This window comes from Zhongshania aliphaticivorans (assembly GCF_902705875.1).
GTDB classification, from domain to species: domain Bacteria; phylum Pseudomonadota; class Gammaproteobacteria; order Pseudomonadales; family Spongiibacteraceae; genus Spongiibacter; species Spongiibacter aliphaticivorans_A.
The window spans coordinates 179,798-205,691 of record NZ_CACSIK010000001.1 but is presented as its reverse complement, the minus strand read 5'-3'; the positions used below and the strand labels follow the sequence as shown (position 1 = coordinate 205,691).

At 47.7% G+C, this 25,894-nt stretch carries 23 protein-coding genes; 8 read left to right on the top strand and 15 right to left on the bottom strand.

Annotation, left to right across the window (positions count from 1 at the left end; all coding sequences use genetic code 11):
- Positions 1-17: 17 nt before the first annotated feature.
- Complete coding sequence (locus AELLOGFF_RS00995; RefSeq protein WP_159266912.1) at positions 18-662, bottom strand: TetR/AcrR family transcriptional regulator; 645 nt, start codon at positions 660-662, stop codon at positions 18-20.
- A gap of 172 nt (positions 663-834) precedes the next feature.
- On the opposite strand from AELLOGFF_RS00995, the gene AELLOGFF_RS00990 reads away from it, so the two are divergent.
- The 3 genes from AELLOGFF_RS00990 to AELLOGFF_RS00980 are packed head-to-tail and all read left to right on the top strand — an operon-like array spanning position 835 to position 5,370.
- Positions 835-3,276: a PEP/pyruvate-binding domain-containing protein gene (locus AELLOGFF_RS00990; RefSeq protein WP_159266911.1), complete on the top strand. Its 2,442-nt coding sequence runs from the start codon at positions 835-837 to the stop codon at positions 3,274-3,276.
- 33 nt (positions 3,277-3,309) lie between these two features.
- Positions 3,310-4,308: a hypothetical protein gene (locus AELLOGFF_RS00985; protein ID WP_159266910.1), complete on the top strand. Its 999-nt coding sequence runs from the start codon at positions 3,310-3,312 to the stop codon at positions 4,306-4,308.
- A 51-nt stretch (positions 4,309-4,359) separates the two neighbouring features.
- Entirely contained in the window at positions 4,360-5,370 is a 1,011-nt protein-coding gene (locus tag AELLOGFF_RS00980; protein WP_159266909.1) for a TIGR03617 family F420-dependent LLM class oxidoreductase, read from the top strand.
- A 41-nt stretch (positions 5,371-5,411) separates the two neighbouring features.
- On the opposite strand, the gene AELLOGFF_RS00975 is transcribed toward AELLOGFF_RS00980, so the two are convergent.
- The 7 genes from AELLOGFF_RS00975 to urtA form a co-directional block, all read right to left on the bottom strand.
- A complete protein-coding gene (locus AELLOGFF_RS00975) occupies positions 5,412-6,497 on the bottom strand; it encodes an AAA family ATPase (protein ID WP_159266908.1) in 1,086 nt (361 codons plus the stop codon).
- A gap of 68 nt (positions 6,498-6,565) precedes the next feature.
- The gene (locus AELLOGFF_RS00970) at positions 6,566-7,612 is read right to left on the bottom strand and encodes an aliphatic amidase (protein ID WP_159266907.1); all 1,047 of its coding nucleotides are present in this window, start codon (positions 7,610-7,612) and stop codon (positions 6,566-6,568) included.
- Between the two features lie 43 nt (positions 7,613-7,655).
- Complete coding sequence (gene urtE / locus AELLOGFF_RS00965) at positions 7,656-8,345, bottom strand: urea ABC transporter ATP-binding subunit UrtE (protein ID WP_159266906.1); 690 nt, start codon at positions 8,343-8,345, stop codon at positions 7,656-7,658.
- Positions 8,346-8,422: 77 nt separating this feature from the next.
- Positions 8,423-9,169 (bottom strand): urea ABC transporter ATP-binding protein UrtD, encoded by a 747-nt coding sequence (gene urtD / locus AELLOGFF_RS00960; protein WP_159269231.1) that lies wholly within the window; start codon positions 9,167-9,169, stop codon positions 8,423-8,425.
- 2 nt (positions 9,170-9,171) lie between these two features.
- A complete protein-coding gene (urtC, locus tag AELLOGFF_RS00955) occupies positions 9,172-10,341 on the bottom strand; it encodes an urea ABC transporter permease subunit UrtC (protein ID WP_159266905.1) in 1,170 nt (389 codons plus the stop codon).
- Between the two features lie 54 nt (positions 10,342-10,395).
- On the bottom strand, positions 10,396-11,322 hold the full coding sequence (gene urtB, locus AELLOGFF_RS00950) for an urea ABC transporter permease subunit UrtB (RefSeq protein ID WP_200842577.1): 927 nt from the start codon (positions 11,320-11,322) through the stop codon (positions 10,396-10,398).
- A gap of 120 nt (positions 11,323-11,442) precedes the next feature.
- On the bottom strand, positions 11,443-12,690 hold the full coding sequence (gene urtA, locus AELLOGFF_RS00945) for an urea ABC transporter substrate-binding protein (protein WP_159266904.1): 1,248 nt from the start codon (positions 12,688-12,690) through the stop codon (positions 11,443-11,445).
- A 417-nt stretch (positions 12,691-13,107) separates the two neighbouring features.
- Between urtA and AELLOGFF_RS00940 the strand changes: the two genes are divergently transcribed.
- Both AELLOGFF_RS00940 and AELLOGFF_RS00935 read left to right on the top strand, forming a co-directional pair.
- Positions 13,108-16,476 (top strand): ATP-binding protein, encoded by a 3,369-nt coding sequence (locus AELLOGFF_RS00940; protein ID WP_159266903.1) that lies wholly within the window; start codon positions 13,108-13,110, stop codon positions 16,474-16,476.
- Positions 16,473-17,381: a response regulator transcription factor gene (locus AELLOGFF_RS00935; protein WP_159266902.1), complete on the top strand. Its 909-nt coding sequence runs from the start codon at positions 16,473-16,475 to the stop codon at positions 17,379-17,381. The genes AELLOGFF_RS00940 and AELLOGFF_RS00935 overlap by 4 nt, the downstream gene beginning before the upstream one ends.
- A gap of 96 nt (positions 17,382-17,477) precedes the next feature.
- On the opposite strand, the gene AELLOGFF_RS00930 is transcribed toward AELLOGFF_RS00935, so the two are convergent.
- Positions 17,478-18,323: a LysR family transcriptional regulator gene (locus tag AELLOGFF_RS00930; RefSeq protein ID WP_159266901.1), complete on the bottom strand. Its 846-nt coding sequence runs from the start codon at positions 18,321-18,323 to the stop codon at positions 17,478-17,480.
- A gap of 174 nt (positions 18,324-18,497) precedes the next feature.
- Here AELLOGFF_RS00930 and AELLOGFF_RS00925 point away from each other — a divergent pair, with 174 nt between their 5' ends.
- A complete protein-coding gene (locus AELLOGFF_RS00925) occupies positions 18,498-19,469 on the top strand; it encodes an HPP family protein (RefSeq protein ID WP_159266900.1) in 972 nt (323 codons plus the stop codon).
- Positions 19,470-19,519: 50 nt separating this feature from the next.
- Here AELLOGFF_RS00925 and trmB read toward each other — a convergent pair whose 3' ends face one another.
- The 6 genes from trmB to ftsY all read right to left on the bottom strand — a co-directional run bounded on the left by trmB (position 19,520) and on the right by ftsY (position 24,461).
- Positions 19,520-20,215, bottom strand: coding sequence for a tRNA (guanosine(46)-N7)-methyltransferase TrmB (gene trmB / locus AELLOGFF_RS00920; protein ID WP_159266899.1), 696 nt, complete (start codon positions 20,213-20,215; stop codon positions 19,520-19,522).
- Positions 20,215-20,589 (bottom strand): DUF423 domain-containing protein, encoded by a 375-nt coding sequence (locus AELLOGFF_RS00915; RefSeq protein WP_159266898.1) that lies wholly within the window; start codon positions 20,587-20,589, stop codon positions 20,215-20,217. The genes trmB and AELLOGFF_RS00915 overlap by 1 nt, the downstream gene beginning before the upstream one ends.
- 153 nt (positions 20,590-20,742) lie before the next feature.
- Positions 20,743-21,591 carry an RNA polymerase sigma factor RpoH gene (gene rpoH / locus AELLOGFF_RS00910; RefSeq protein WP_159266897.1) on the bottom strand — a complete coding sequence of 283 codons (849 nt, stop codon included), beginning with the start codon at positions 21,589-21,591 and terminating at the stop codon, positions 20,743-20,745.
- A gap of 113 nt (positions 21,592-21,704) precedes the next feature.
- Entirely contained in the window at positions 21,705-22,712 is a 1,008-nt protein-coding gene (gene ftsX / locus AELLOGFF_RS00905) for a permease-like cell division protein FtsX (RefSeq protein ID WP_235035550.1), read from the bottom strand.
- A gap of 10 nt (positions 22,713-22,722) precedes the next feature.
- Positions 22,723-23,403: a cell division ATP-binding protein FtsE gene (ftsE, locus tag AELLOGFF_RS00900; protein WP_159269229.1), complete on the bottom strand. Its 681-nt coding sequence runs from the start codon at positions 23,401-23,403 to the stop codon at positions 22,723-22,725.
- On the bottom strand, positions 23,400-24,461 hold the full coding sequence (ftsY, locus tag AELLOGFF_RS00895; RefSeq protein WP_200842675.1) for a signal recognition particle-docking protein FtsY: 1,062 nt from the start codon (positions 24,459-24,461) through the stop codon (positions 23,400-23,402). The genes ftsE and ftsY overlap by 4 nt, the downstream gene beginning before the upstream one ends.
- A 142-nt stretch (positions 24,462-24,603) precedes the next feature.
- On the opposite strand from ftsY, the gene rsmD reads away from it, so the two are divergent.
- On the top strand, positions 24,604-25,194 hold the full coding sequence (gene rsmD, locus AELLOGFF_RS00890; RefSeq protein WP_159266894.1) for a 16S rRNA (guanine(966)-N(2))-methyltransferase RsmD: 591 nt from the start codon (positions 24,604-24,606) through the stop codon (positions 25,192-25,194).
- Positions 25,195-25,251: 57 nt separating this feature from the next.
- The gene (locus AELLOGFF_RS00885; protein WP_159266893.1) at positions 25,252-25,755 is read left to right on the top strand and encodes a DUF411 domain-containing protein; all 504 of its coding nucleotides are present in this window, start codon (positions 25,252-25,254) and stop codon (positions 25,753-25,755) included.
- Positions 25,756-25,894: the final 139 nt, after the last annotated feature.

The window sequence follows — 25,894 nt, the reverse complement described above, 5'->3', positions numbered from 1 at the left end:
TGATGACGCCTAGAGGCTTACTTAGTGGTTTGAAGCAGACACATTAAGGTGTCGATATGACGATCGATATACGCGGGGCTATTGAGTTTTTCGGCCAATACGCGCTCGCTGATGGGCGCAACATTGACGAGATATATGAGCGCACCCGACAAAATATGAAGTAAATCCATGGCGTCGACATTGGGCAGTAAACCTTGCTGCTGCGCCAATTCAATCATTTCTTTGCCGTTAGCAAAGTCTTGCTTAAAGCATGTTTCTACCATCCAATCCAAACGCGGGCCCGGCTTAGACGCCTCTTGAAACATCAGCTTGACCCACTGCGGATGGTCAAAGGTGAACTGCAAAATAATGCGACACAAATTGCGTATCATCTGTGCGCTATTCTGCTCGCCGCTAGATTGCTGCAAATATCGCGGCAGGGCCTGATCGCGCTGCGCCCATACATAGCGAATACTCTCTTGCCAGAGCCGTTCCTTGCTGTCGAAGTGGTATTGCACCAAAGACTTTTTAACCTTAGCCGCAGTGGCGACCGCGCCGAACGAGGTGCCGTCAAAGCCCTGCTGGGCAAAAAGCTCAGCGGCGGCGGCCAGTATTTTACTCCGGCGCGACGAGGCCTCGTCCTCGGGTTGATCTGTCATTGGCCGTAAATTATCTGCTGTCATGATCTTTTTTTGTATACCGACAATGATGTGATTTCTTGTGGCTCATGATTGTACGTTAATTCTGTGTATTTATTTTTTACCCATGTAGCTATATGCGAATCAATCGCTGCCAACTTGACATTGAGAATAAACTATACGATCGTATAGCGAAAGCTTTCGGGACAAACTCGCTATGCCAACAACAATAAAAACAAATACAGTGACAGAACAAGGCGCCATCCAAGATACCAAGCCGCAGATTATGTGGCTTAAAGACATTGATATCACCAGCAATGCGGTGGGCGGCAAGGCCGCTGGCTTGCGCAGGCTTATCGACTGGAATCTTGCTGTACCCGAGGGCTTTGTTATCGTTGATGCCAATTTGTCACTCAACACAGCGCTACTAGAAACATGCTATCAAGCCATGGGTGGCGGCAAGGTTGCCGTGCGCTCGTCAGCACTAGGCGAAGATGGCAGCGAACACTCCTTTGCGGGCCTTTACGAAACCGTACTCAATGTCGAGGGTGCAGACCAACTGATTAGCGCAGTCAATGCCTGCGTGGCATCGCTTAACAGTCATCGCGCTACCAATTATCGCCAACAACAAAACAGCGATAGTGCCAGCATGTGCGTGGTGGTACAGCAAATGGTTGACGCCCAAGCCGCCGGGGTTTTGTTTAGCGTTGACCCGGTATCTGGCCGACATGATCGCTTGGTTGTCGATGCCGTGGCGGGACTTGGCGAAGCACTGGTCAGTGGCGAGCAAACTCCCGACCACTATGAATACGACCTCGACAATACATTGTGCTTTGAAGAACGTATTAACGACAAAGCAATACTGTCTTCTGATCAACAGCAGCAACTTGTTATGGGCGCGCGGCAAGCGGTGGCAGCCGCCGGTGAAGCACTGGATATGGAATGGGCTTTTGATCAGAGGGGTAAATTATTTTGGCTGCAAGCTCGCCCCGTCACAACGGTAGGCGCCGATTTAGATGAATTAAACACCCCCGTAAATCACGATGATGTTCTTACCCGCTGTAATATCGGCGAGATGATGCCCGGCGCGAGTTGCCCCCTTACCTTTTCTACCACGGGGCGCGCCATTGAACGCGGCATGCAACAAATGCATGTGAGCTACGCCAGCCGCCCCGCTGTTACCGATGAGTGGACGCAAGTTGCCATGTGCAGCGGCAAAATGTTTCTCAATTTAACGGGGTCGTCAGCCGCAGCCTCCAATGTGCTTGGTATTGACGTAAAATCAATGGGGCTAAGTGTGTGTGGCAGAATTGTTGAAGAGCTACACGCCCCGCCAAAACGCAGCATCTTCACTCGGCTCGGCGGCATGTTGCGTTTACTTAGATACCTGCAAAAAGCTGACACGGTGATTGCTGAATTTAATCACCGCGCCAAACTATTTCAAATTCCGACCACTGGCAGCAGTACTGATATTGCAAAGGCACTTGATGACGCCCAAGCTTTCTTTTACGAAGCGTCTGCCGTGCATTTGCAGTCTTCTACCACCTCTGGTTTTGCCAGCAATGTACTGCAATCCATGATTTCTGGCGGCCAAACTAGCAGCCCCGAGGAAGAGGCAGAGGCCGGCAAGCTCATGGCGGGCGCACGAGGAGTGGAATCGGCGGTATTAGTCGATCAGCTAGATGCCATTGTCGAAAAAATTTCTCGTCACCCGGATGCCCGCCACTGCTTTATCGATACCGATGCCCAAGTTGCGCTGGCGTGGTTGCGCGGTGAGGCATCAGGTGCAGCAAGCGATTTTGCTGCATTTCTCGCTCGGCACGGCCACCGCTCTTACCGCGAGCTGTGTGTTAGAGAAGTGTGTTGGGCTGACGCCCCGCAGAATTTAGTCGCTACCATGCAAGCCTCCGTTGCGGCGCGTTTAATGGGCTCGCCAAATAGCGTTCGCCCCGAGCCCGTCGACTTAACAACGCTCAGTCGCGGTCTGCGCTGGATAGTGCCCAAAGCACATAATGCGGTCCGACGACGCGAAGCAACCAAGTCACTATTAGTTGATATAACGAACCGGCTTAAGCGCGGTTATCGGGCCCTAGGCCATCAATTAGTCGCCGATAAAAAACTCGACGATGCCGACCAAGTCTTTTTCTTTTTGCATAACGAACTCATGGCATTTGTTAACACCGACGCAGACAGTGAACAAATTGCTTATTGGAATCATCACAGCAAAATGCGACGGCGAGCGCTGGATTTTCAGAACCAATTAGAGTTTGACGAAATTTGTGTGGGCAAGCCAGAGCCCATCGATCTACGCAGTCGTGTTGCCAGTGGTGACGGTCAGCTAGTTGGCCGTCCGGTCTCCCGTGGTCTAGTGGAAGGCAAGGCTCGGGTCGCCTTGAGTGTGGCCGATGCCGCTGCCATATTGCCCGGCGAGATTCTTGTGGCACCAATCACCGATGTTGGCTGGACACCGTATTTCAGCATGATTGCCGGCTTAGTCACCGACGTGGGCAGTGCGGTTTCACACGGCGCCGTTATCGCCCGTGAGTATGGCTTGCCAGCCATAGTGAATACACGAACCGCAAGCAAACAAATAAAAACCGGTGACACTATTCGTCTCGATGCCGATACCGGCGTGGTCACGGTACTTACAAAGCAATAGCCACCAGAATAAATAATAATACTAGGAGCAACTATGCTTTCAGAACACACGCTATGCCAATTTGGCATCGCCTTACAGGATGAGTATTCACATCCCTTTAGTGCCGACCACAGCGATTGGAATGAATCGTACTTTTTTGACTGGTATACCGAAGACGGTAGTGCCGCTGGCCACTGCCGCATTGGCTGGCACCCCGTGCAACAGCGCATACTCTTTTGGTTACACCTCTGGGACGGTAAAGACTGGCTAGTTATTGAAGAAAGTCGCCTGCCGTTTGCAGCCATGAGCCTTGGCGACGAGTCGGTTTTCCACTATGAACAGTGGGGGCTGCGGTTTAGCTACGACTGCCAAACGCCACTGCAAGCTGGGAAACTCAAGGTAGACGGTTTTGCGCGCGTGGCCCACGGCCCACGCCTGGGAATGGTATTGCCAGTTAGCATCGCGCTCGATGTAAACGCACTCGGCGCAGCTTACTCTCGGGGTGGCGGCAGTGTGGATAGCCACAGCGCTCAGGGCTTTAGCACCAACCGCTATGAGCAGCCCATACAGGCCGAAGGGCAGATGATCATTGACGAGATCACAACGCCACTGAGTGTACGCGGTGAACGCGATCACTCTTGGGGACCTAGGCCGTGGGATATGCAATGGCAGTTTTTTGTCGTCAATAACGCAAACTTTAGCCTGCAGGCCACGCAAGTCGAAATTCCAGAATGGCCGCTAATCCAGATTGGTTACTTCCATGCCTTAGGACAGGAAATGGAACACCTGTCAGAAACCAAATTTGAATTAACCATTGATGCTAACAATCCCTTTGCGCCAGTTCATGGCAACTTTACATTGCAGTGTGAAAGCGGCCGTTCACTCAGCGGTAAAATTGAATCCATTGCAGGTAGCGAAATTGATATTACCCACGCCTTCACGCCAGTAAAACGGACTGAGTATCGTCGCGCATTGGTGCGCTGTACTTTTGACACCGGCGAAACAAGTATGGGCTGGCTGGAATACAACCGCGCAGCATTCAGCAGCAATTAGATTTACCACTGTTTTGAATAAATAAAATAAACTATTTTGCAGGATTTAATTATGAAAATTGACGGACCATTTTACGCCGACATGGGTGGCGCAGCCAAAGAAGCTAAACGCCTTGCCGCTATGGGCTATGATGGCGTTTATACTCTTGAGGGCAGCTGGGATCCATTTCTGCCACTGGCCCTAGCCAGTGAACATGAACCAAAACTGGATATTGCTACGGGGATTGCTGTCGCCTTTCCAAGAAACCCCTCACACATTGCCTACCAAGCATGGGACTTGCAGAAGTTTTCGCAGGGTAAGTTTATGCTGGGTATTGGCTCGCAGATCAAAGCGCATATAGAAAAGCGTTTTGGCATTCCCTTTAGCCCACCCGCTGCACGGATGCGTGAATATATATTGGCGGTAAAAGCCTTTTTTGATTGCTGGCAAAATGGCACGCGACTGGATTTTCAGGGCAAGTACTATAACCACACCCTAATGACGCCAATGTTTAACCCCGGCCCCAATCCCTTTGGCGTACCGCCAATACTGTTAGGCGCACTTGGGCCAATGATGACCGAGGTCGCCGGTGAAGTGGCCGACGGTTTAATTATTCACCCCTTCAATAGTCGCGCTTTTGTAGAAAACATGACCCTGCCAGCGGTTCGTAAAGGCTTGGAAAAATCAGGCCGCAGCGAGCAGGATTTTATTATTCAAGTAAACGCGATCATCATTACCGGCGAGACCGAGGAGGAGTACCTGGCCGCCGAAAATAGCGTGAAAGGTCTGCTCGGCTTTTACGCATCGACGCCAGCTTATCGCCCGCCGATGGAGGCGGTTGGTTTGGGTGATTTACAACCAACCTTAAACACCCTGTCTAAAGAGGGGAAATGGGACGAGCTAGGCAGCTATATTGACGATGACTTTCTTGATGCCTTTTGTATTCGCGGCCAGCCCAGTGAAATTGCGGAAAAACTTAAGGAGCAATATGGCAGCTACGCGGACCGGCTTGCGATTTACGCTCCCTATGCCGCTGCAGATAGTATGTGGACTGACATTATTAAAGAATTACACCAAAAATAAATTAACACCTTCAGATTGTGCATGGCTATGGTAAAGCAATATCAGGGCTCATGCACAGCTTCAACAAACAGCGTTTTATTCTGAATTAAACCAATAAACCGATTACTCTCAGGCGCGGCTAACATCGCCCGCGCGATCACCGGCTCTAATTTCATCCTTAACTGGCGGGCAAGATCTCTGGCGCCATAGCGGGTATCGTAATGCCTTAATAAATAGTGATAACAGGAAGAATCAAGCTCAAGAGACAAACCCTGCTTTTGCAAACGTACTTGCAAATGCTGCAACTCAATATCTAATAACGCATTAAGATCGCTGCGCTGTAAATGTTGGTAGACCAGTACCGAGTCAATGCGATTAATAAATTCAGGATCAAATGCCTGACGAAGAGCACGATCAATTATCTTTCGCTCAATCGCTTTACGAGCCCCAAACATATACCGTTTATTGCGATGACGCTCTAACTGGGGCGCGGCAATATTGCTACTTAAAAAAATGATACTATTGCGAAAATCCAACTCTTTCACACCCGAGGAAAGAGTCAGGCGACCGCTATCGAGTACGTTAAGCAAGGAGCGTAAAACTTCTGTACTGGCTTTTTCAACTTCGTCAAATAAGACCACAGAGGGCACACTGTAACTACCCGCAATGGCATCGGCAGGAAACAGCGTATGTCCCTCTTTACTGCCCACATAACCCGGTGGCGCCCCCGTCAGTGCTGCCGCGTAATGATCTTGCGCAAGGGTATTCATATCAATGCGACACAGTGCATCGGCATTACCACATATACCTTGCGCAATAAGCCGCGCGGTCTCTGTTTTACCGACACCCGTTGGCCCCATCAACAACATGACACTGAGTGGCCCCCGCTCACGGCCTATGTCAGCTTTTACCACATGCAACATGTCTTCAATGGCGGTCAATGATTCGTTCTGTGCAATGATTCGCTCACGGAGAAGCGACATAACGGTATCGACGTCGAAACGGAAACGAGAGTGACGTTTGAACTCTCGCTGCGACCTAGCTACACACGCTTCAGCAAACAGCTCACTGCTAATGTGCGGCGGGGTCTCTGGTGGCGGCGTCACGCCACCTTGGCTCGCTGCCAACTGATCATTTATAAACGGCATTATCGCCCCCTGGTTTTCATCGCACTTGGCATTGAGTGCGTCTTTATGGTCTCCACATGTAAGCGGGGTTATTTACCAAGTTCTTGTTCCTTGCCTTCATAGGGCAATTCACCCACGGGGCAGTCTGCTACACCAATCGTACCTCTGGTCATGGCCTCTACGTCACGCTGCGCTTTTTCTGCATCCAATACCCATGTGCGATAAAAGTCGAAGGGACAATCCGCTACACCTTTATCGCCATCACCAGAGTTATGCACGCCAGTATAGCCACGATGTAAAAGTTTAAATAAATGATTTTGAGATTGATCGTTGGCGCGGGCATCGCGAATTTGGCTTACTGACAATTGTGCATACTGCACACCCATATCCTCTTCGCCACACTCCCCTAGGGTTCGGCCATCAAAACCGATAATTGCCGAGTGACCAAAATAGGAATACACCCCGTCAAAACCGCTGGCATTGGCAACGGCAACATAGCAGTTGTTTGCCCAAGCCATACTTTTTGCCATCATCACCTGCTGTTCTTTGGCGGGGTACATATAGCCCTGACAACGAACAATAAGCTCTGCGCCCTTCATAGCGCAGTCGCGCCAAATTTCAGGATAGTTGCCGTCATCACAAATAATAAGACTGATTTTCATGCCCTTGGGGCCTTCACTGACGTAGGTTGTGTCGCCGGGATACCAGCCCTCAATTGGGCACCAAGGAATACATTTACGATATTTTTGTACTATTTCACCTTGGTCATTAATTAAAACAAGGGTGTTGTATGGGGCTTTATGGGGATGTTCCTCATGACGTTCACCGGTAAGCGAAAAGATCCCCCAGGTTTTAGCTTCACGGCAAGCGGCGCTGAAAATAGCCGTTTCATCACCGGGAATGGTGGCTGCTGTTGCCATCATTTCATCGTTGTCGTACATAATGCCCATGGTGCTGTACTCTGGAAAAACCACCAGATCCATGCCGGGCAATCCGATTTTCATGCCCTTGATCATTTCAGCTATATTGCGCGCATTATCTAAGACTTCTTCGCGAGTATGTAAACGTGGCATTTTATAGTTGACCACCGCGACACCGACTGTGTCTGGACTACTGGAAATATCACCGTGTCTCATTCTTCACTCCGATCTTTAATGACTCAAATACACCTACGAATATTTACACTGACAAATAAGCTTTGATTTTGTCAGTATCAACTTCTTCACGTAGGTTTTCGTGAATGAAGTTGCCTTTATCAATTACGATAATTCTGTCTGCCACAGTCATGGTAAAACTCAAAACCTGCTCTGAAACAATGATCGTAATATCACGTAATTTTTTAATTTCATTTAAGACATTGGCAATATCTTTAATGATTGAGGGCTGAATACCTTCAGTAGGCTCGTCCAGCAATAGCACCTTAGGGTTGGTAACTAATGCCCTAGCAATAGCTAACTGCTGTTGCTGACCACCAGAGAGGTTTCCGCCTTTCCGTTTACGCATTTCGGCTAACACCGGAAACAACGCATAAATATCATCTGGAATTTTTTTAAGCTTGGAGACTTCCATGCCTGTTTCTATATTTTCTTGCACTGTTAATGACGGAAATATCATTCGTCCTTGGGGAACATAGGCAATACCATTTTCAACACGCTGATAACTTTCGCTACCGGTAACATCAACACCATCTATACTGATACTGCCATCAGAGGTGGGTAAAATACCGATGAGTGATTTAAACAGCGTGGTCTTACCCATTCCGTTGCGACCCATAATCGCCAAGGTTTCGTTCTTTGGCACGGTAAAATCGAGTCCGTGAATGACCTCACTTTGGCCATAGCTGACTTTTAAATTAGACACATCTAACATAACTACTTAACCTCACCGTAGCATCTTGTTTTTCACCGCGCTTCATTCTTGCAGGGTGACCAAGTACAGAAAATCGATTAGTGTCCCAGGTAAACTTCTATCACCTTAGGATCTTTTTGAACTTCTTCCATTTCACCAGCAGCAAGAATTTTTCCTTGGTGAAGTACAGTAACTTTATGCGCAATACGAGCAACAAAATCCATATCATGCTCTATCACCAACACCGAGCGACCTTGGCTGATTTTGTTTAACAGCTCAGCCGTTTGCTCCCGCTCTTTCACACTCATTCCCGCCACCGGCTCATCGAGCATAAGCAGTTGAGGATCTTGAATTAACAGCATGCCGATTTCTAACCACTGCTTTTGACCGTGACTAAGTAAACCCGCCTCTGTATCTAAGGCGTCTTCCAGCATAATCTGTTTTGCGACGTCTAAAATTTTACTGTGTACCTCGTCGTCATGTTTAAACATAAGCGAACCAAATACACCGCGACCACGCGGGTAAGACACCTCTAGGTTTTCCATGACGCTGAGGTTTTCATAAATAGATGGTGTTTGAAATTTTCGCCCCACTCCCGCTCGAACAATTTCGTGCTCAGAAAGACTCGTTAATTCTTTATTCAAGAATTTAATACTGCCTGAGGTAGATTTTGTTTTACCGCAAATTAAATCTAGTACGGTCGTTTTTCCTGCTCCGTTAGGCCCAATAACCACATGTAGCTCGTTTCTATCAAGATAGAAATTGAGTGAGTCTACGGCCTTAAAACCATCAAACGACACGGTTAAATCTTCTATCGCAAGGGTAAAATCAGTATTGGTAGACATATTCATGGATTTGATCCCTCCAGCTCAGCACTTTCTGAAACTGTTTTTTTACCCGAAGCTGTGTATTTTCCGATTAGCTTATTAATAAAGCTGAATCGTTTAGTGATGTGGTGTCCGTAGTCTTCCCACAAACCGGCTAGGCCATTTGGAAAGAACATAACCACTGCGATAAACAAACCACCCATCAAGAATAACCACAATTCAGGAAATGACTCAGAAAAAGCTGTTTTGCCAAAATTAATCAGCAAGGTGCCGTAGACAGCGCCAATAAGTGACATCCGACCACCAATAGCGGCAAAGATAACCATTTCAATGGAAGGTACAATGCCAACAAATGAGGGGGACATGAAACCGACCTGCAAGGTGAACATGGCGCCGCCGATGGCTGAGATCATGGCCGCAAAGCAGAAGATAAATATTTTGAAGTTTGCAACATCGTAACCAGAGAAACGAACCCGATCTTCTTTGTCTCGCATCGCTAAAAGCAGGCGACCAAACTTGCTAGTCAAAATAAAACGTGAGGCAATAATGACGGCCAGCAACAAGAAACAATTAATATAATAAAAAAGGTTTTTCGCACTGTCGGATGTAATATCCCAACCATTTAAGGTACGTAAATCAGTTATGCCGTTAATGCCACCCGTTAAACCCTGCTGACCAACAATCAATACGGTTAAAATAACGGAGATAACCTGGGTAATGATTGCAAAATAAACACCACCCACACGGCGCTTAAACATAGCCGCACCAATGATGTATGCAAAAATAGTTGGTACGACCAACACAGCAATAAGGGTAAAAGTAAAACTATTAAATGGCATCCAAAACAACGGTAACTCGGTTATTTGGTTCCAGTCCATAAAGTCTGGAATACCCGGCGTTGATTGAATCGCGGTGTTTTCAGGTGACGATGCTTCTAGTTTCAAAAACATGGCCATGGCATAACCGCCAATGCCAAAAAATATCCCTTGGCCCAAGCTTAAGGTTCCACCGTAACCCCAAAGCAGCACCAAGCTAACAGCCGCAAAAGCATAGGTTAGGTATTTTCCTACTAGGTTCAATCGAAATGAATCTAGAAAAAGCGGAAACACGACGAGGATAAGCGCGGCTAATATGCAAAAGCCGATCAGTCCTTTTTTATCGCCAAATAATTTTTCGTATACAAAGCTCATTATTAACTCCCAATAATTTACCACCAGACGTACATTTCAAAAGTAAGGCTCGTCTTAACGACGAACCTTGCTGGCGAATAGTCCCTCTGGTTTGAACATCAAAATTATTACCAAGGTGAGCAAGGTAAAGACTTTGGCCATTGATCCGCTGATAAAGAATTCCAAAATGGATTGCGCTTGAGCAATAGAGAATGCCGATGCGATTGTTCCGAACAAACTCGCTGCGCCACCGAATACGACAACCATAAAGGTATCAACAATATAAAGTGTTCCTGTGGTTGGCCCGGTTGAGGCAATCGTGGTGAACGCCGCCCCCGCCATACCCGCTATTCCGCAGCCGAGTGCAAAGGTGTAGCGGTCAACTTTTTTAGTGTTGATGCCCACTGCGCCACTCATTACACGATTTTGCGTTGTCGCTCGGACACGTAAACCCCAGCTAGACTTAAACATGAGATAGAACACAGCTAGGGTAGTAAATATAGTTAGTGCAAGTACAAACATGCCATTGATAGGAATATCAATCATATCTGTAACCGGATAAGCACCCATTAACCAATCAGGTAGTGTGGGGCTAACTTCTCGGGCGCCAAAAATGGAACGATAAGATTGCTGCATGATAAGGCTCAAGCCCCATGTTGCCAGCAGAGTATCAAGTGGTCTCTTGTACAAATGCCTTATCAATATAAATTCGGCCAAATACCCGAGTATGCCTGCAACCAAAAATGCTGCAGCTATCGAGAATACAAAGTAATACGGCATAAACGCCGGAAAATAGGTTTCTGTTAATGTAGATAGCAAATAAGTTGTATATGCACCCGCGGCCATAAATTCGCCGTGAGCCATATTAATTACACCCATTTGCCCAAATATAATTGCAAGCCCCAAGGCCATCAGCAGCAGTACGCTAAACAAGCTGATGCCGGCAAAACCCTGCATTGCGAATATCGCGCCTAACTCATCGTAGCTATAACCGCCCATCACCTAGCCTCCGCTATACACAAATAATTCATTAAAACGTTTTTCATTAATCAGTTTCTTGAAAGGGTTGGCGGACATCCCTGCCCGCCGATTGTTACACGTTACGTCAATACACCTAGCGGCCTATTGGTAACCTTCTGGGAATGGATCTGGCTCGATCAGCTCAGAGGTATACACCACTTCTGCTTGGCCATCTTTCTTCCACATACCTACGCGAGCCTTACTCCAAAGATGGTGATTAGGATGCAGCTTCACATAACCTTCTGGTGCTGTAGTCAGCTCAATGTCACCTGCTTCAGAAGCCGCTACTACCGCGTCAACATCAAAGGTACCAGCTTTTTCTACTGCAGCTTTCCACAACCAAGGTCCTAGGTAAGCGGCCTGAGTTACATCACCAATAACGCTGTCTTCACCCCACATTTCTTTAAACGCTTTTACGAATGCAACGTTGTTGGGGTTATCCTGGCTTTGGAAGTACTTCATGATTGAGTAGAAGCCTTCGAGGTTTTCACCGCCGATACCCAATACTTCATCTTCAGTTACTGAGATAGTTAGAAGCGTTTGTTTCTTAGAGGTAATACCTGCTGCTTTTAACTGTTTAAACCATGCTACGTTACTACCACCCACAACCGCGGCGTAAATAACATCAGGCTTTTTCAGACGAATCTTGTTGATAACCGATCCAAACTGGGTATCGCCAAGCGGCTTATATTCTTCGCCCACAACTTTGCCACCCAAGACATTTTCAATATGCTTACGGGCAATTTTCATTGAGGTACGTGGCCAGATGTAATCTGAACCTATCAAGTAGAACGTTTTAGCGCCCTTCTCTTTAGCTACCCAGTTCAAGCCATCTAAAATCTGCTGAGTTGCTTCTTGGCCGGTGTAGATTACGTTTTTAGATTGCTCTAACCCTTCATAAAAAGTGGGGTAGTAGAGCAGACCATTTTCTTTTTCAAATACAGGCAGAGCGGCTTTACGTGAAGCCGATGTCCAGCAACCAAATACGGCCGCAACATTATCGTTTACAAGTAATTTACGGCTCTTCTCCGCAAATGTTGGCCAATCACTAGCCCCATCTTCTTGAATGATTTTGATTTGACGTCCCAAAATGCCGCCAGATTCGTTAATTTGCTTTATTGCCAATTTCTCAGCTTCTTGCGCACCAGTTTCACTAATCGCCATGGTGCCGGTCAGTGAGTGCAGAATGCCCACTGTAACGGTATCATCGGTAACAGCTTGACCAGTGGTGGTGGCTGGCGCCGCCCAGCTCAACTGCGATGCTAGGATGATCCCCAGCGGCAGAGCGCTTATTGCCTGAACCACCTTGCGGCGACCCCAGGAACGCCGATTATCGGATTTGTCACTCATCGTTACTTCTCCTACGCTACGGTTATTTGTTTCGACAGGTAACAGTGTCCGCAGAAGTTCACCTTGCCACCATGAGGTGAATGCTCCCCCCCGCTACGTTAAATGACGTATACGATGACAAACTGCTGCAAGATAAGGTCGGGCGCTAATAGTGTAAGATAGCGTTCATAATTTCTGGGGCTGAATACGCTTTGGTCACTAGCACACAGCGCGCTTACATTGTGCTATCTCAGTTGCTGATATGAGTCCAAATTATTATGGCCTCAATCCTGCTTAATGATTTGATAAACGTATGCTGTCAGCAAAATCGACCAAGGATGTAGGTAAAATACTAATCAATACGCTTAATCTCTGTGTTATTGACTGAACGACTTTGAATTAACTTATGCTTATAACCACATTGATGATGTCGCTACGATGAGTGCCCAGCAACGCGTCTTCCGCATTCGTCGCAAGTACAACCGCTGGGTCGCTAACGAGACTCTGGAAGATTACGCCCTGCGTTTTACCGCAAAGGGTGCGCGCCGATGGTCTGTGGCAAGAGTATCTAACACTGCACTTGGGGCTATTTCATTTTTAGCGCTTGAAGCTATTGGCGGCGCGATTACTTTAAGTTACGGCTTTAGCAACACCGTCGCAGCCGTGATTGCCGTTAGTATTATCATTTTTCTTACTGGCCTTCCTATTTGTTATCACGCTGCGCGTCAGGGAGTAGATATTGACCTACTGACCCGTGGCGCTGGCTTTGGCTATATTGGCTCTACGATAACCTCGCTTATATACGCCTCATTCACATTTATATTCTTTGCCATTGAAGCTGCGATTATGGCGCTCGCGCTTGAGCTCACAATGGACATCCCCCTTAAGTACGGCTATGTCATTAGCGCCGTTGTAGTTATTCCCCTAGTTACCCACGGAATTACGCTAATTAGCCGATTTCAAGTGTGGACCCAGCCGCTGTGGGTGGTACTGCAAATCTTGCCGCTGGTGTGTATCGCTTTTCAGTCTGAGCAAGCATTTCAAAACTGGGTGAATTATTCACCACCAGACGGCAATAGCACACTAAACCTCCTCGCTTTTGGTGCCGCCTCTGCAGTCATTCTTTCGCTCATTGCGCAAATTGGCGAGCAAGTCGACTTTCTAAGATTTTTACCACAGCAAGAAAAACCCAATACCCGCTGGTGGATTGCTCTGATTGCCGCTGGACCGGGTTGGATTATCAGCGGTTCACTTAAAATACTAATTGGATCTTTTTTAGCGGTTCTCGCCCTGAGTCACGGCATTCCATTTGGCGAGGCATCTGACCCAAACAGGATGTATTTAATCGCCTTTGGTTACCTCAGCAGTTCGCCGCAATTAACGCTAGTACTCGCCGGCAGCTTTGTTATTTTATCGCAGCTAAAAATTAATGTGACCAACGCATATGCCGGCTCCATCGCGTGGTCTAACTTCTTCTCTCGGCTTACTCACAATCATCCCGGCCGCGTTGTTTGGCTGGTGTTCAATGTTGCTATTGCTTTGATGCTCATGGAGCTGGGCATCTATCGCATACTTGAAGAAATTCTTACCGCTTACTCGATTATCGCGCTAGCGTGGGTAGGCTCCTTAGTGGCGGACTTAACCATTAATAGGCCATTGGGACTTCGGCCCAGCACCATGGAGTTTAAGCGCGCGCATCTCTACGATATAAACCCTGTTGGGGTTGGCTCTATGCTTATCTCATCTGTCTTGGGTTTTTTGGCCCATCTTGGTCAATTTGGCGAAACTGCCGAGGCCCTAGCCTCCTTTATTGCGCTGGGCAGCACCTTCATCTTAGCTCCGTTAATATGTTGGCTCAGCAAAGGCCAGTTCTACATTGCCCGTGAACCCGTACTAGCAAGCAGCAACATCTCACTGCGCTGCTGCATTTGCTATCACCAATTTGAAAGTGAGGACATGACTCATTGTCCCGCCTACACGGGAGCAATATGCTCACTGTGCTGCTCCTTAGATAGCCGCTGCCATGATATGTGTAAAACCAACTCGCGTATGGCCGAACAACTAACCAGCGCGCTCAGCTTTATCATTCCGAACGCGTGGATTAAAACGCTCAATACGCGAACAGGTCATTTCATTGGTTTGTTTACCCTTATCAGTTTTATGATTGCCAGTGTACTCGCACTGGTATACATCCAAATAACAATTGATGAGGGTATGGAACGCGGCTTAGCGGCTAGCGCTCTGAACAATGTGTTTTACATCCTGCTGATAGTTTCTGGCATATTAGCTTGGATGTTTGCATTGGTTCACGATAGCCGTCGTGTTGCGCAAGAGGAATCTCAGCGTCAAACAGAGCTGCTTATGGCTGAAATTGAGGCGCATAAGCAGACCGATATCCAACTACAACAAGCAAAAGAAATAGCAGAATCTGCCAACCAAGCAAAAACCCGCTACCTGACGGGAATTAGCCATGAACTGCGCTCACCACTTAACGCCATTATGGGTTACGCCCAATTACTTGAGAAGGACCCAGATATTCCACGCAACCGCCTTGACGCACTCAAGGTTATTCGACGCAGTAGCGAACACTTAGCTGATTTAATCGAGGGCTTACTGGATATTTCCCGTATTGAAGCTGGGCGTCTTGAGCTATCGATGTCTGACGTCAACTTAGGTAATTTATTAGAACAAATTATTAGTATGTTTCAGGTCCAAGCCCAAGCCAAAGGTATTGGTTTTAGTTTTGATCGACTAACACCGTTACCTGAAACGGTAAAAACGGATGAAAAGCGGCTCCGCCAAATACTGATAAACCTGATATCAAACGCTATTAAATACACGCCTGAAGGGCGAGTAAACTTTACTGTTAGCTATCGTAATCAAGTTGCCGAGTTTCGCATTAATGACACTGGCGTAGGTATCGCCGCAGAAGACATTGAACGCGTGTTCAAACCCTTCGAGCGGGTTCGCAAATCTGGCTCGCCCCATATTGCAGGCACCGGCCTTGGGCTAACTATTACCAGATTGCTCACCGACATTATGGGGGGCGATATTGCTATTCACAGCCAAGTGGGTGTGGGTAGCGAGGTGAAAGTCTCACTGATGCTAAGCAGTACTGACCGACTTGCAGTGGCCACACCGGCTGAACGAAAAATTATAGGCTATGAGGGCAGCGAACAAACTCTTTTTGTTGTGGATGACGAGCCCTCTCACCGCGGCCTGCTCAATGACACCCTGACACCACTTGGCTTTAAAGTCATTACCGCCGCGGATGGCAACACCTGTCTAGACATGCTGCAATTTTGTAGTACCTTGCCACGAATATTTTTACTCGATATTTCCATGCCTGGCATAAGTGGCTGGGAGTTAGCGGCTAAAATTCGGGAGCGCATTCAGGACGCAACAATCATTATGATTTCTGCAAACGCCGCCGAGGTGACGCCGGCGAGTAGCGGTGTACCACCTCACGACGCCTATTTGTTCAAACCGATACGACTGCCTCAAGTACTTGATTATATTGCCAAGCACGCGGGGATAACTTGGCTATACGAAAGCGAAGAAAGTAGAATTGCAGCTAACGCCAACGCTACGCCACCTATTCAGTTGGAAGCACCACTCAGCGATGAGCATCGCCGTGAATTAATTCAACTTGCTAAAATTGGTTATGCGAAAGGCATAAAACACTGTTTAGAAACTATTTCAGAGCAGGGGAATGTTGACCCCACCACGTTAAACACGCTACAAGACTTAGCCGCTGGTTTTCAGTTTGGCGCTTTGATTGACGCATTGGAAGATAGCAAGCCATGAATACGAGTCGCGGAAAAAAGGATGTTGTCCTGATTGTTGATGATTCGCCCGACACTCTCAGCATGTTAAATGACACCTTAGATCAAGCTGGGATTACCGTTTTGGTTGCATTAGAAGGCGCTCAGGCGCTGACCATTGCCGCCAACATTACCCCAGATGTGATTCTAATGGACGCATTGATGCCCAATATGGATGGCTTTGAAGCCTGTCGACGCCTTAAAGAAAACCGCGACTTAGCCCACATCCCCGTTATTTTTATGACCGGCCTCAGCGATACCGAAAGTATTGTCAAAGGGTTTGCCGCCGGGGGAGTCGACTACATTACCAAACCTGTAAAAGGCGATGAACTCATTGCCAGAATGCGCGCGCATTTAAACAACGCTAGGCTAACTTTAAGCGCTCGAGTCGCACTGGATTCCGCTGGCCAATTTTTATTTTCTGCCGCCGCTGACGGCAGTTTATTATGGGCAACACCTCAAGCCTATCACTTGCTCGAAGATGCCGGCCTAGATAGCGCATGGCTGAGTGAGAACTTACCGGCACAATTACGCCAATTACTCGCACCGCATTTTAATAAAGAAAAGGGCTTGTTAATAAAAGCCGCAGACAAACCCCTTGAGATTCGCTATATAAGCCAAACAGGTAATGACGAATATTTATTACAACTTATTGATTTAGAGCGTCCATCAGACGTTGATCGATTACGCTCCGCACTACCCATTACCGAGCGTGAATCTGAAGTTTTGCTATGGATAGCCCACGGTAAAACAAACCGCGAAATTGGCACAATATTAACTATGAGCCCCCGTACAGCCAATAAACATTTAGAACAAATTTTTAAAAAATTAAACGTAGAAAATCGAACTGCCGCAGCGGTTATCGCTTTAAAACATTTACAAAACTGATCAGCATTAACACCAACTGGAAAGTTTTAATGCTATTCATCACCCCTTCAAACCCCACCTAGGTGAGCGCATTTTCACGTAGAACCACCATCATCTTTAGACTTGCCATTCCTTATAATCACTAGCTATTTCGCGCAGTCCTTCAAATGCTAAGTCCAGTACAGAAGTCGTCGTGGATGACTTATAAACCAAATAGACTGGGTAACTGAATTCTGGCGAAGACGGAACTCGCTCCAACTGACCACTGCGCAAATATTCTTCTACAACTCGGGTACGAAAATACCCGTTCCCTCCACTTTTCAACATAACATGCAATGCCAAAGGACCTAAATTGAAACTCATTGCCGTCTGTCTTGGCTGCGGTAATGTCGCATCGTATTGCGCCTTAAATTCAGTACCCCAATCAACGAACAAATTGGGTGACGAATTATTCGGCACCTGCACATGAATCAATTTTTCTTCCAAAAGTTGTTCAACCATTATTCCTGGTAAGTATCGAGGCCTGTGTACAAGAATGGCATCAACAAACCCATTCTCTAGCTTTGCTAGCAAGGTATTAGCGTCGGACACATCGGTGTTTACAGTTATTTTTGGATAATTTCTCTGCAGCCAACTCACCCAGTTACTAAGCATGGGGTTCCACAGGCTAATTTCAGCGCCAACCCTCAATCGAGAACCTTGCCCTTGGGCTAATTTCATCTCAGTTTTAGCACTATCCCAGATTTGCACAAGAGCCGTTGCGTGTGCAACAAAACGCTCCCCATCAGCGGTCAATCGCGCGCCATTCCTATTCCGAGTAAATAACTGACACTCGAGTTTTTCTTCTAAAGTTTGTAAGCGCGTAGTGACGGTGGTTTGACTAATATGCAGGCGCTCTGCAGCCCCACAAAAACTTCCAACCGCCATGACCTCTAAGAAGGTGCGCGCAAGCTCTATATCCATATACCACCGCAATTTAATCTGTAAATCATAAGCAATCCTTTAATTCCGAATTTTTGAATTAAATCATCATATATATTCATTATACCTATTGTAAGCAAACCCTTACCATTGCCGCTCATTTTTGGTGCACCTCGTGGTGCACGAGCACCACATAGGTACACCAAAGGTTATTCCATGCACAAGCTCCTCACCGAGATCGGCCTTGTTATTGGCATTGAAAGAAACACCACAAATCACCTAGAAAAATTTTTATCTGGCTTGGGAGGTTTCATCAGTATCAGCCTCTGTTATGTAATCGCTAAATTTTATCTAGATGGTCCTGCAAGCGTGTTCATTGTCACCTCAGTCGGTGCCTCAGCAGTGCTAATTTTTGCCGTTCCTCACGGAACGCTATCGCAACCGTGGTCAGTCATTGGCGGGCATTTAATCTCTGCCACTATCGGGGTATTTTGCCAACAACATATCCCAAACACCGAAATATCAGCTGCAGCTGCAGTGGGCGGAGCTATCTTTGCCATGTATTATCTGCGCTGCTTACACCCACCTGGCGGGGCAACCGCCTTATTTGCGGTTATTGGCGGTAGCAGTGTTAGCGACTTAGGGTTTAGTTATGTCATTTACCCTGTATTCACAAATGCGGTAGCCCTCGTTATTTTCGGTATTTTATTTAACGCGCTTTTTCACTGGCGCCGCTATCCTGGCCATTTGTTTAGCCGACGGCAACACTGCGCGGTTAACTCACGTGGATTTACGCCATCACTGACGCTCGCCAACATCGCGACCGAGGACTTTGCCGCAGCACTTCACGAAATGAACTCTTTCATTGACGTTAGCCCTGAGGACTTGAGCGACTTATTTGAGCTCGCATCCCGCAGTGCAATAAATCGATCGCAACAACGCTTACGGATTAAAGCGGGGCTGTGTTATAGCAATGCAGCAAGGGGTAGTGAATGGGCCGTAAGAGAAGTACTTACCGTTGACGGGAATAATCTTAAATACCGAATAGCGGCGGGAACCGGGAACGGCTCCTCTGACAAAATCAATGCCTGCTCAAAACGTGTATTTAAGCAGTGGGCACGCTGCCAAGTTATTACGTCTAGCGGGCTGTGGATACCCTGTCAGCCTGGGGTTGGCAATAAACCGTAGATGTAATCACCACGCCTTACAAGCAGCGGAGCTGTAATTTTGAGACGACGTTAAGCTGTTTTTGAAAACAATAAGTCCCACACACCATGCCCCAAACGTTCACCGCGTTTTTCAAATTTAGTGATGGGACGATAATCAGGTCGCGGTGAATAATTTTGCTCACCCGCCATATTGCTATAGCCTTCCGCGTCACTCATTACCGCCATCATATGCTCGGCGTAATTTTCCCAGTCTGTTGCTAGGTGCACAACACCACCAAGTTTGAGCTTGCTCCGCAATGCCTCAACAAAAGGTAGCTGAATCAGCCTGCGCTTATGATGCTTGGTCTTATGCCATGGGTCAGGAAAGTATATTTGCACTCGACTCAAGCTATTATCAGGTATGCACTGCGCCAGAACTTCAACGGCATCATCGCAATATGTGCGAACATTATTCAACCCCGCCTCTTGAACGAGGTACATTAAACGCCCCACTCCAGGGGTATGCACTTCAACGCCAATATAATCATGCTCTGGGTTTTTCATTGCCATTTCAGCAAGGGAATCCCCCATGCCAAAACCAATTTCTAGGACTACCGGCGCCTCTCTCCCGAAAACAGTAGCAAAATCTTGCATACCATTTTCTCGCTCAAGACCCAGCTTGGCTAAATTGATGTCATAAGCTCGACGCTGACCATCTGTCATGCGCCCAGTGCGAAGGACAAAACTCTTAATCCTGCGATGGATTGGCCCTGTATTTTCAGTCATTACATTGCTTTCCACGCAGAATAAGCGAGACAAGCCCACGCCACTAAGAACATCAGCCCACCGATAGGGGTAATCGCACCCAACCAGCGAACGCCAGTTATCGCTAAGATGTATAAACTGCCGCTAAATACCAATACACCCATAAAAAACATGACGGCTGAAATCCGCAATGACAAGTGCTGAACACCGCTATGCATAAGCAGCCCTACTGCCAGAAGAGCAAAACAATGATAAAAATGGTATTGAACAGCCGTTTGGTAAACTGCCATCATGTCTGCAGGCAAGCTTGCCTTTAATCCATGCGCGCCAAAGGCACCCAAAGCTACTGCTAGAAAAGCTAAAATCGACGCTGTAAAAAGCGTTAGAGCCGCCATGTTTATACCCAGATTGTATTTGATGGGCTATTGTACGGATCTACGCTAGCTTAAAAAAGACAACACCTTAGACAAGTGAAAAGTTTTGCGCGTTAAAAACAAAAAAGCCCCGCATTGCGAGGCTTTTAGACGTGCAGATTGGGCTAGGCGGCCTTAAGCCTCCATTGCTGCCCGCAGTTTTTTCATGGCTGCTTGTTCCAATTGGCGTATACGCTCCGCCGACACACTGTAACGAGCTGCGAGGTCATGCAATGTTGCTTTGTTATCAGTTAGCCAGCGACTTTGCAAAATGTCACGGCTGCGCTCATCCAAGTCTGAAAGCGCTAATGACAGGCTTTGATGATTACTTTCTTCTAAATTGTCAGACTCTAATAACAGTGCAGGATCAGCGCTGTGATCTTCAAGGTAATGAACAGGAGCCACAGGGCCACGCTCATCATCGGTATCAGCATCAAAGCCAATATCCACCGAGCTCAAACGCCCTTCCATTCGACGCACTTCAGCAACATCAACGCCTAGATCTGCAGCAACGGCATGTACTTCGTCATCACTAAACCATGCCAACTGTTTTTTGGCACCGCGTAAATTGAAAAACAGTTTACGCTGGGCCTTGGTGGTCGCAATTTTCACTATGCGCCAATTGCGTAAAACGTACTCGTGAATCTCAGCTTTTATCCAATGAACGGCAAAAGAGACCAAACGCACACCTTTCTCAGGATCAAAACGCTTAACCGCTTTCATGAGACCAACGTTGCCTTCTTGGATCAAATCCGCCTGCGCCAAGCCATAACCTTTATAGCTTTTTGCAATATGCACTACAAATCGCAGATGCGACATGACCAGCTGACGTGCCGCCTCGACATTACCGTGATAAAAAAGATCTTCGGCCAGCTCACGCTCACGCTCTGCGCTGAGCACAGGGATACTGCCAACCGATTGAATATATGCAGAGAGATCACCACCCGGTACAAGTTGTTGTATCGGCTGCAAATGACTACTCATTGCACATCCTCCTAAATTCGTAAATGAAACTAACTTTAATACCGCTGCTTATTAGAGTACCAAACGACGTAAAGTTCAAGTATCTAAGCCAAAAGCCCATGAGTTCGCTGAAACTAGCGCGGCTCAATAGCTCGCAACTCTCGACCAACAACCAACCAAGCCCCAAATAACCCCAGCAGCCCAGAAAATAGCCAAAGTATTATAGTATCTAAAAAGCCGAGCCCCAATAAGTGGAAGTCACTCTGATAAGAATGCGATAAATCCGAAATGGGACCGCTAAGCCATATAAGACCAGCCTGTACCAATATCCAAGCTGCTAAGCCGCCCCCTAAACCATACCACAATCCAGTATACAAAAATGGTCTACGGACAAAAGCATTTGTGCCACCCACGAGCTTCACGACAAGAATTTCCTCCCGCCGCCCTTCGATTGCCAGCTTGATGGTATTCCCAATGATCAGCAGCACACCCACTGCCAGCATCGCCGCTAAAGCGAGTGTTAAGCGCCGCCCCAGCTCGGTGATACGATTTAGGCGGTGCAGCCACTCCATATCCAGCTTGGCTAGATCGACTTCTGGCAAACGCGCCAAATTTGACTGTAATGCCTCAACCGCCGCTGCCGACACATTTGCCTCGCGGGGAGTCACAACAATCAAACCAGGCAAGGGGTTGGCGTCAAGTTGGTCGAGAACATCACCAAACCCCGAGCTGGCCCGAAACTCCTCTAACGCCTTGTCTGGAGAGATATAAACAGCCTCGGCAACGCCTTCACGGCTCGCAATTGTCCGCCGCAACGTTTCTGCTTGTCCATTGCTAATCGCAGGCTTTAAGAATAATGAAATCCGCGCTGCCCCCTCCCAGCCTTCACTCACCGCATCAACATTATTCAATCCCACATAAAGCCCCGCAGGTAGGGCTAAAGCAATGGCAATCACTAGCGTTGTCATCAGTGTTGTCGCTGGGCGGCGCACCAAGCGCTGCAAGCTATCTAGCGCGACCTGCCGATGATGGCTTCGATAACCAGCAAGGCGATCACTAATACTGGCTTTATGTCTACGTGCACCCTTAACATCTTTTCTGCCTGCGGGTGTCTGCAATTGACCAAGCCGGCGCTTATTCATGCGATTTTGCTTATTCGGCGACATCGTCACCCCCTCCGGGCATCACCAAACGGCCTTTACGCAGAGTCAATAAGCGATAGGGCATACGGGCAATCAGCCCTAAGTCGTGGGTTGCGATCAATACCGTCACCCCAACCTGCTTGAACTGCTCAAAAAGATGCATAATTTCAGCGGATAATTGTGGGTCAAGGTTACCCGTGGGCTCATCTGCTAATAATAGCGCCGGCTTATTAACTACGGCACGGGCAATACCGACTCGCTGCTGCTCACCACCGGAAAGGGCAACTGGATTTTTTCTTTCTTTGTCTAATAAGCCGACCTTATCGAGGGCGGCTCTAACACGCCGACCAACATCACGATGACCATAGCCGGCAATAATCAAAGGTAGCGCGACATTATCGAAGACGGTGCGGTCAAACAATAACTGATGATTCTGAAACACCACTCCTACATCTCGGCGAACCTCTGGAATTCGCCGTGCGGGCAGACGTGACAAATTTCTGCCTCCAATAATCACCTGACCTGAGCTCGCCCGTTCCATAACCATGATCAGTTTCAGCAAAGTGCTTTTGCCCGCGCCACTATGGCCGGTTAAAAACCGCATTTCGCCACGGGGAATATGAAAGCTCAAGTTTGTGAGCGCCTCATATCCACCCTCGTAACGCTTGCTGACCTGATCGAACTCAATCATTGCTTTTGCTGCCACCCAAATAAGGCTCCAACAAACTCATTGGCACGGAAGGGGCGTAAATCTAAGATTCCCTCGCCCACACCAATAAATCGGATAGGAATACCAAGCTGCTTACTAATGGCAAAAACAATCCCGCCTTTGGCGGTGCCATCCAGTTTGGTTAACGTTAAGCCGGTAACGCCAACGGCTTGTTGAAAATGCTTTGCTTGGGATAAGGCATTTTGACCAGTACCCGCATCTAATACCAACATCACTTCATGGGGTGCATCAGGGTCGAGCTTTTTAAGTACTCTGACGACCTTTTTCAGCTCTTCCATTAAATTGTCTTTGTTATGCAGACGACCGGCTGTATCTGCGATTAAGACATCAACATCTCTAGCCTGTGCCGCTTGTAGCGCATCAAACAGCACAGAGGCACTATCGGCGCCAGTGTGCTGCGCAATGACGGGAACCTCGTTGCGCTCCCCCCACACTTGCAATTGCTCAACCGCTGCGGCGCGAAAGGTGTCACCTGCCGCAAGCATCACAGAGCGCCCGCCCGCTTGCAGCTGCTTGGCTAATTTACCAATGGTGGTGGTTTTGCCAACGCCGTTAACACCGACCATCAAGATCACATACGGTTTGTCACTAATGGGAATAACCAGCTCTTCTTCAGCCGATGCCAGCATGGCACCAAGCTCTTCTTGCAAAGCGACGTAGAGCGCTTCAGGGTCATTTAATTCCTTGCGAGATACCTTGCCAGTCAAATTAGAAATAATTTGCTGTGTTGCATCTACACCCACATCTGCCATCAGCAAATGGGTTTCAATTTCTTCCAGAAGCTCATCATCAATTTCTTTGCGGCCAAGGAATAAATTTGCCATCCCCTCGCCAAGCTGAGCACCCGTTTTACTTAAGCCTTCACGAAAGCGTACTAACAAAGATGCCTGCTCTTCAGCAGATAACTCCAAGTGCTGCCAAGGAGCCACTTCTGCGTCATCGATAAAGCCTTCGGCCGCCGCTAACGCCGCTTGATCCTCCTCTGAACCAACAAAAGACTCTTTAAAACGGGCAAACAAGCCCTTCTTTTTAACTTCCGGCTCAAGCTCCGACGGAGTAGTGTTATCTGTCATGCGGGTATATAAATTCCGAGGTAAGGTTTACAGCAAAAATAAAAGCCTTATCCTACCATTTCTCTGAGTAACTGGCACCGGAATCACCATGCCCAAACCACAACAAGGTCACATCGCCAGCCAACGGCAAGCAGGTACGCTGCGAATTATTGGCGGCCAGTGGCGCAGCCGCAAGCTACAATTCCACAGCGCCGAAGGACTTCGCCCAACCAGTGACCGCATTCGTGAAACCTTATTTAACTGGCTAGGCCCTCACCTTCACGGTGCCCGCTGCTTGGATTTATTTGCTGGCTCAGGCGCGCTGGGTCTTGAAGCCTTGTCTCGCTACGCCGCGCACTGTGATTTTGTTGATACTGAGGCCAATAGCTGTCAACAAATACGCAAACACATTGCCACCCTTCACTGCCAAAACGCGAAGGTGCATTGCCAGACGGCAATCGCTTTCTTAGAAAATCATGCCTTCAATTATGACATCATCTTTTTAGACCCCCCGTTTCATAAAGATTTACTTGCCCCTACGGTAGAGGCACTCGCAAGTAAAAACCTAGTTAATGGTACGTTGATCTATCTCGAAACAGGCCGAGACGAAGCGCTACCTGCACTTCCGCCACAGTGGCAGATCATCAAAGACAAACAAGCCGGCCAAGTTAGTTACCGTTTAATAGAGGTCATTCTCTAAAACATTTGCAGTAAAAACGAAATCCTAGAATTTAAAACAAGCCATAAAGGGACAATCATGAACGCCCACAAGAACCAAATACACTACCAAAAATATCTAACCACCTTAGTACTGACAGCCTTAGTCATGCTGCTCAGCCCTGCCACGTTTGCGGACAATATCTTAAGTCCCACGCTGCAAGTATATAAAAGCCCAAGCTGCGGCTGCTGTGGAAAATGGGTTGAACACCTGAACAGTGAAGGTCTATCAACCGAGGTTCACAATAGTGACCGCCTCGCAGAGATAAAAGCCGAACTCGGCATTACCCCATCCCTGCAATCATGTCACACCGCCGTTACCGACTCCGGCTATGTCTTTGAAGGACATATTCCCGCTAGGCTGATTAAACAGTTTCTTGCCAAGCCACCTCAAAACGCCATCGGTTTGACGGTACCCAATATGCCGATGGGCAGCCCCGGCATGGAGATGGGTGAGCATTTTCAGGCCTATCAAGTACTACAAATAAACAAAGACGGCAGCCAGGAAGTGTATGCCAAGATTAATCACAAAGATCAGCAGTAATTCCGTTGCCGCTACGGCGGCAGCCCTCCTCATTACCCAGCATTTACTCCCCGCGCTGCCATAAAACTTTTTTCATTAGCTCATCACCTCGCCCGAACTGAGTATTCAATTCATAGCCCGCCACATCGACAATAGAGCC

Bases quoted from the DNA above. Each gene is read 5' to 3' on its own strand.
- AELLOGFF_RS00995 (WP_159266912.1), bottom strand. From the start codon at position 662: ATGACAGCAGATAATTTACGGCCAATGACAGATCAACCCGAGGACGAG.
- AELLOGFF_RS00990 (WP_159266911.1), top strand. From the start codon at position 835: ATGCCAACAACAATAAAAACAAATACAGTGACAGAACAAGGCGCCATC.
- AELLOGFF_RS00985 (WP_159266910.1), top strand. From the start codon at position 3,310: ATGCTTTCAGAACACACGCTATGCCAATTTGGCATCGCCTTACAGGAT.
- AELLOGFF_RS00980 (WP_159266909.1), top strand. From the start codon at position 4,360: ATGAAAATTGACGGACCATTTTACGCCGACATGGGTGGCGCAGCCAAA.
- AELLOGFF_RS00975 (WP_159266908.1), bottom strand. From the start codon at position 6,497: ATGCCGTTTATAAATGATCAGTTGGCAGCGAGCCAAGGTGGCGTGACG.
- AELLOGFF_RS00970 (WP_159266907.1), bottom strand. From the start codon at position 7,612: ATGAGACACGGTGATATTTCCAGTAGTCCAGACACAGTCGGTGTCGCG.
- urtE (WP_159266906.1), bottom strand. From the start codon at position 8,345: ATGTTAGATGTGTCTAATTTAAAAGTCAGCTATGGCCAAAGTGAGGTC.
- urtD (WP_159269231.1), bottom strand. From the start codon at position 9,169: ATGTCTACCAATACTGATTTTACCCTTGCGATAGAAGATTTAACCGTG.
- urtC (WP_159266905.1), bottom strand. From the start codon at position 10,341: ATGAGCTTTGTATACGAAAAATTATTTGGCGATAAAAAAGGACTGATC.
- urtA (WP_159266904.1), bottom strand. From the start codon at position 12,690: ATGAGTGACAAATCCGATAATCGGCGTTCCTGGGGTCGCCGCAAGGTG.
- AELLOGFF_RS00940 (WP_159266903.1), top strand. From the start codon at position 13,108: ATGAGTGCCCAGCAACGCGTCTTCCGCATTCGTCGCAAGTACAACCGC.
- AELLOGFF_RS00935 (WP_159266902.1), top strand. From the start codon at position 16,473: ATGAATACGAGTCGCGGAAAAAAGGATGTTGTCCTGATTGTTGATGAT.
- AELLOGFF_RS00930 (WP_159266901.1), bottom strand. From the start codon at position 18,323: ATGGATATAGAGCTTGCGCGCACCTTCTTAGAGGTCATGGCGGTTGGA.
- AELLOGFF_RS00925 (WP_159266900.1), top strand. From the start codon at position 18,498: ATGCACAAGCTCCTCACCGAGATCGGCCTTGTTATTGGCATTGAAAGA.
- trmB (WP_159266899.1), bottom strand. From the start codon at position 20,215: ATGACTGAAAATACAGGGCCAATCCATCGCAGGATTAAGAGTTTTGTC.
- AELLOGFF_RS00915 (WP_159266898.1), bottom strand. From the start codon at position 20,589: ATGGCGGCTCTAACGCTTTTTACAGCGTCGATTTTAGCTTTTCTAGCA.
- rpoH (WP_159266897.1), bottom strand. From the start codon at position 21,591: ATGAGTAGTCATTTGCAGCCGATACAACAACTTGTACCGGGTGGTGAT.
- ftsX (WP_235035550.1), bottom strand. From the start codon at position 22,712: ATGAATAAGCGCCGGCTTGGTCAATTGCAGACACCCGCAGGCAGAAAA.
- ftsE (WP_159269229.1), bottom strand. From the start codon at position 23,403: ATGATTGAGTTCGATCAGGTCAGCAAGCGTTACGAGGGTGGATATGAG.
- rsmD (WP_159266894.1), top strand. From the start codon at position 24,604: ATGCCCAAACCACAACAAGGTCACATCGCCAGCCAACGGCAAGCAGGT.
- AELLOGFF_RS00885 (WP_159266893.1), top strand. From the start codon at position 25,252: ATGAACGCCCACAAGAACCAAATACACTACCAAAAATATCTAACCACC.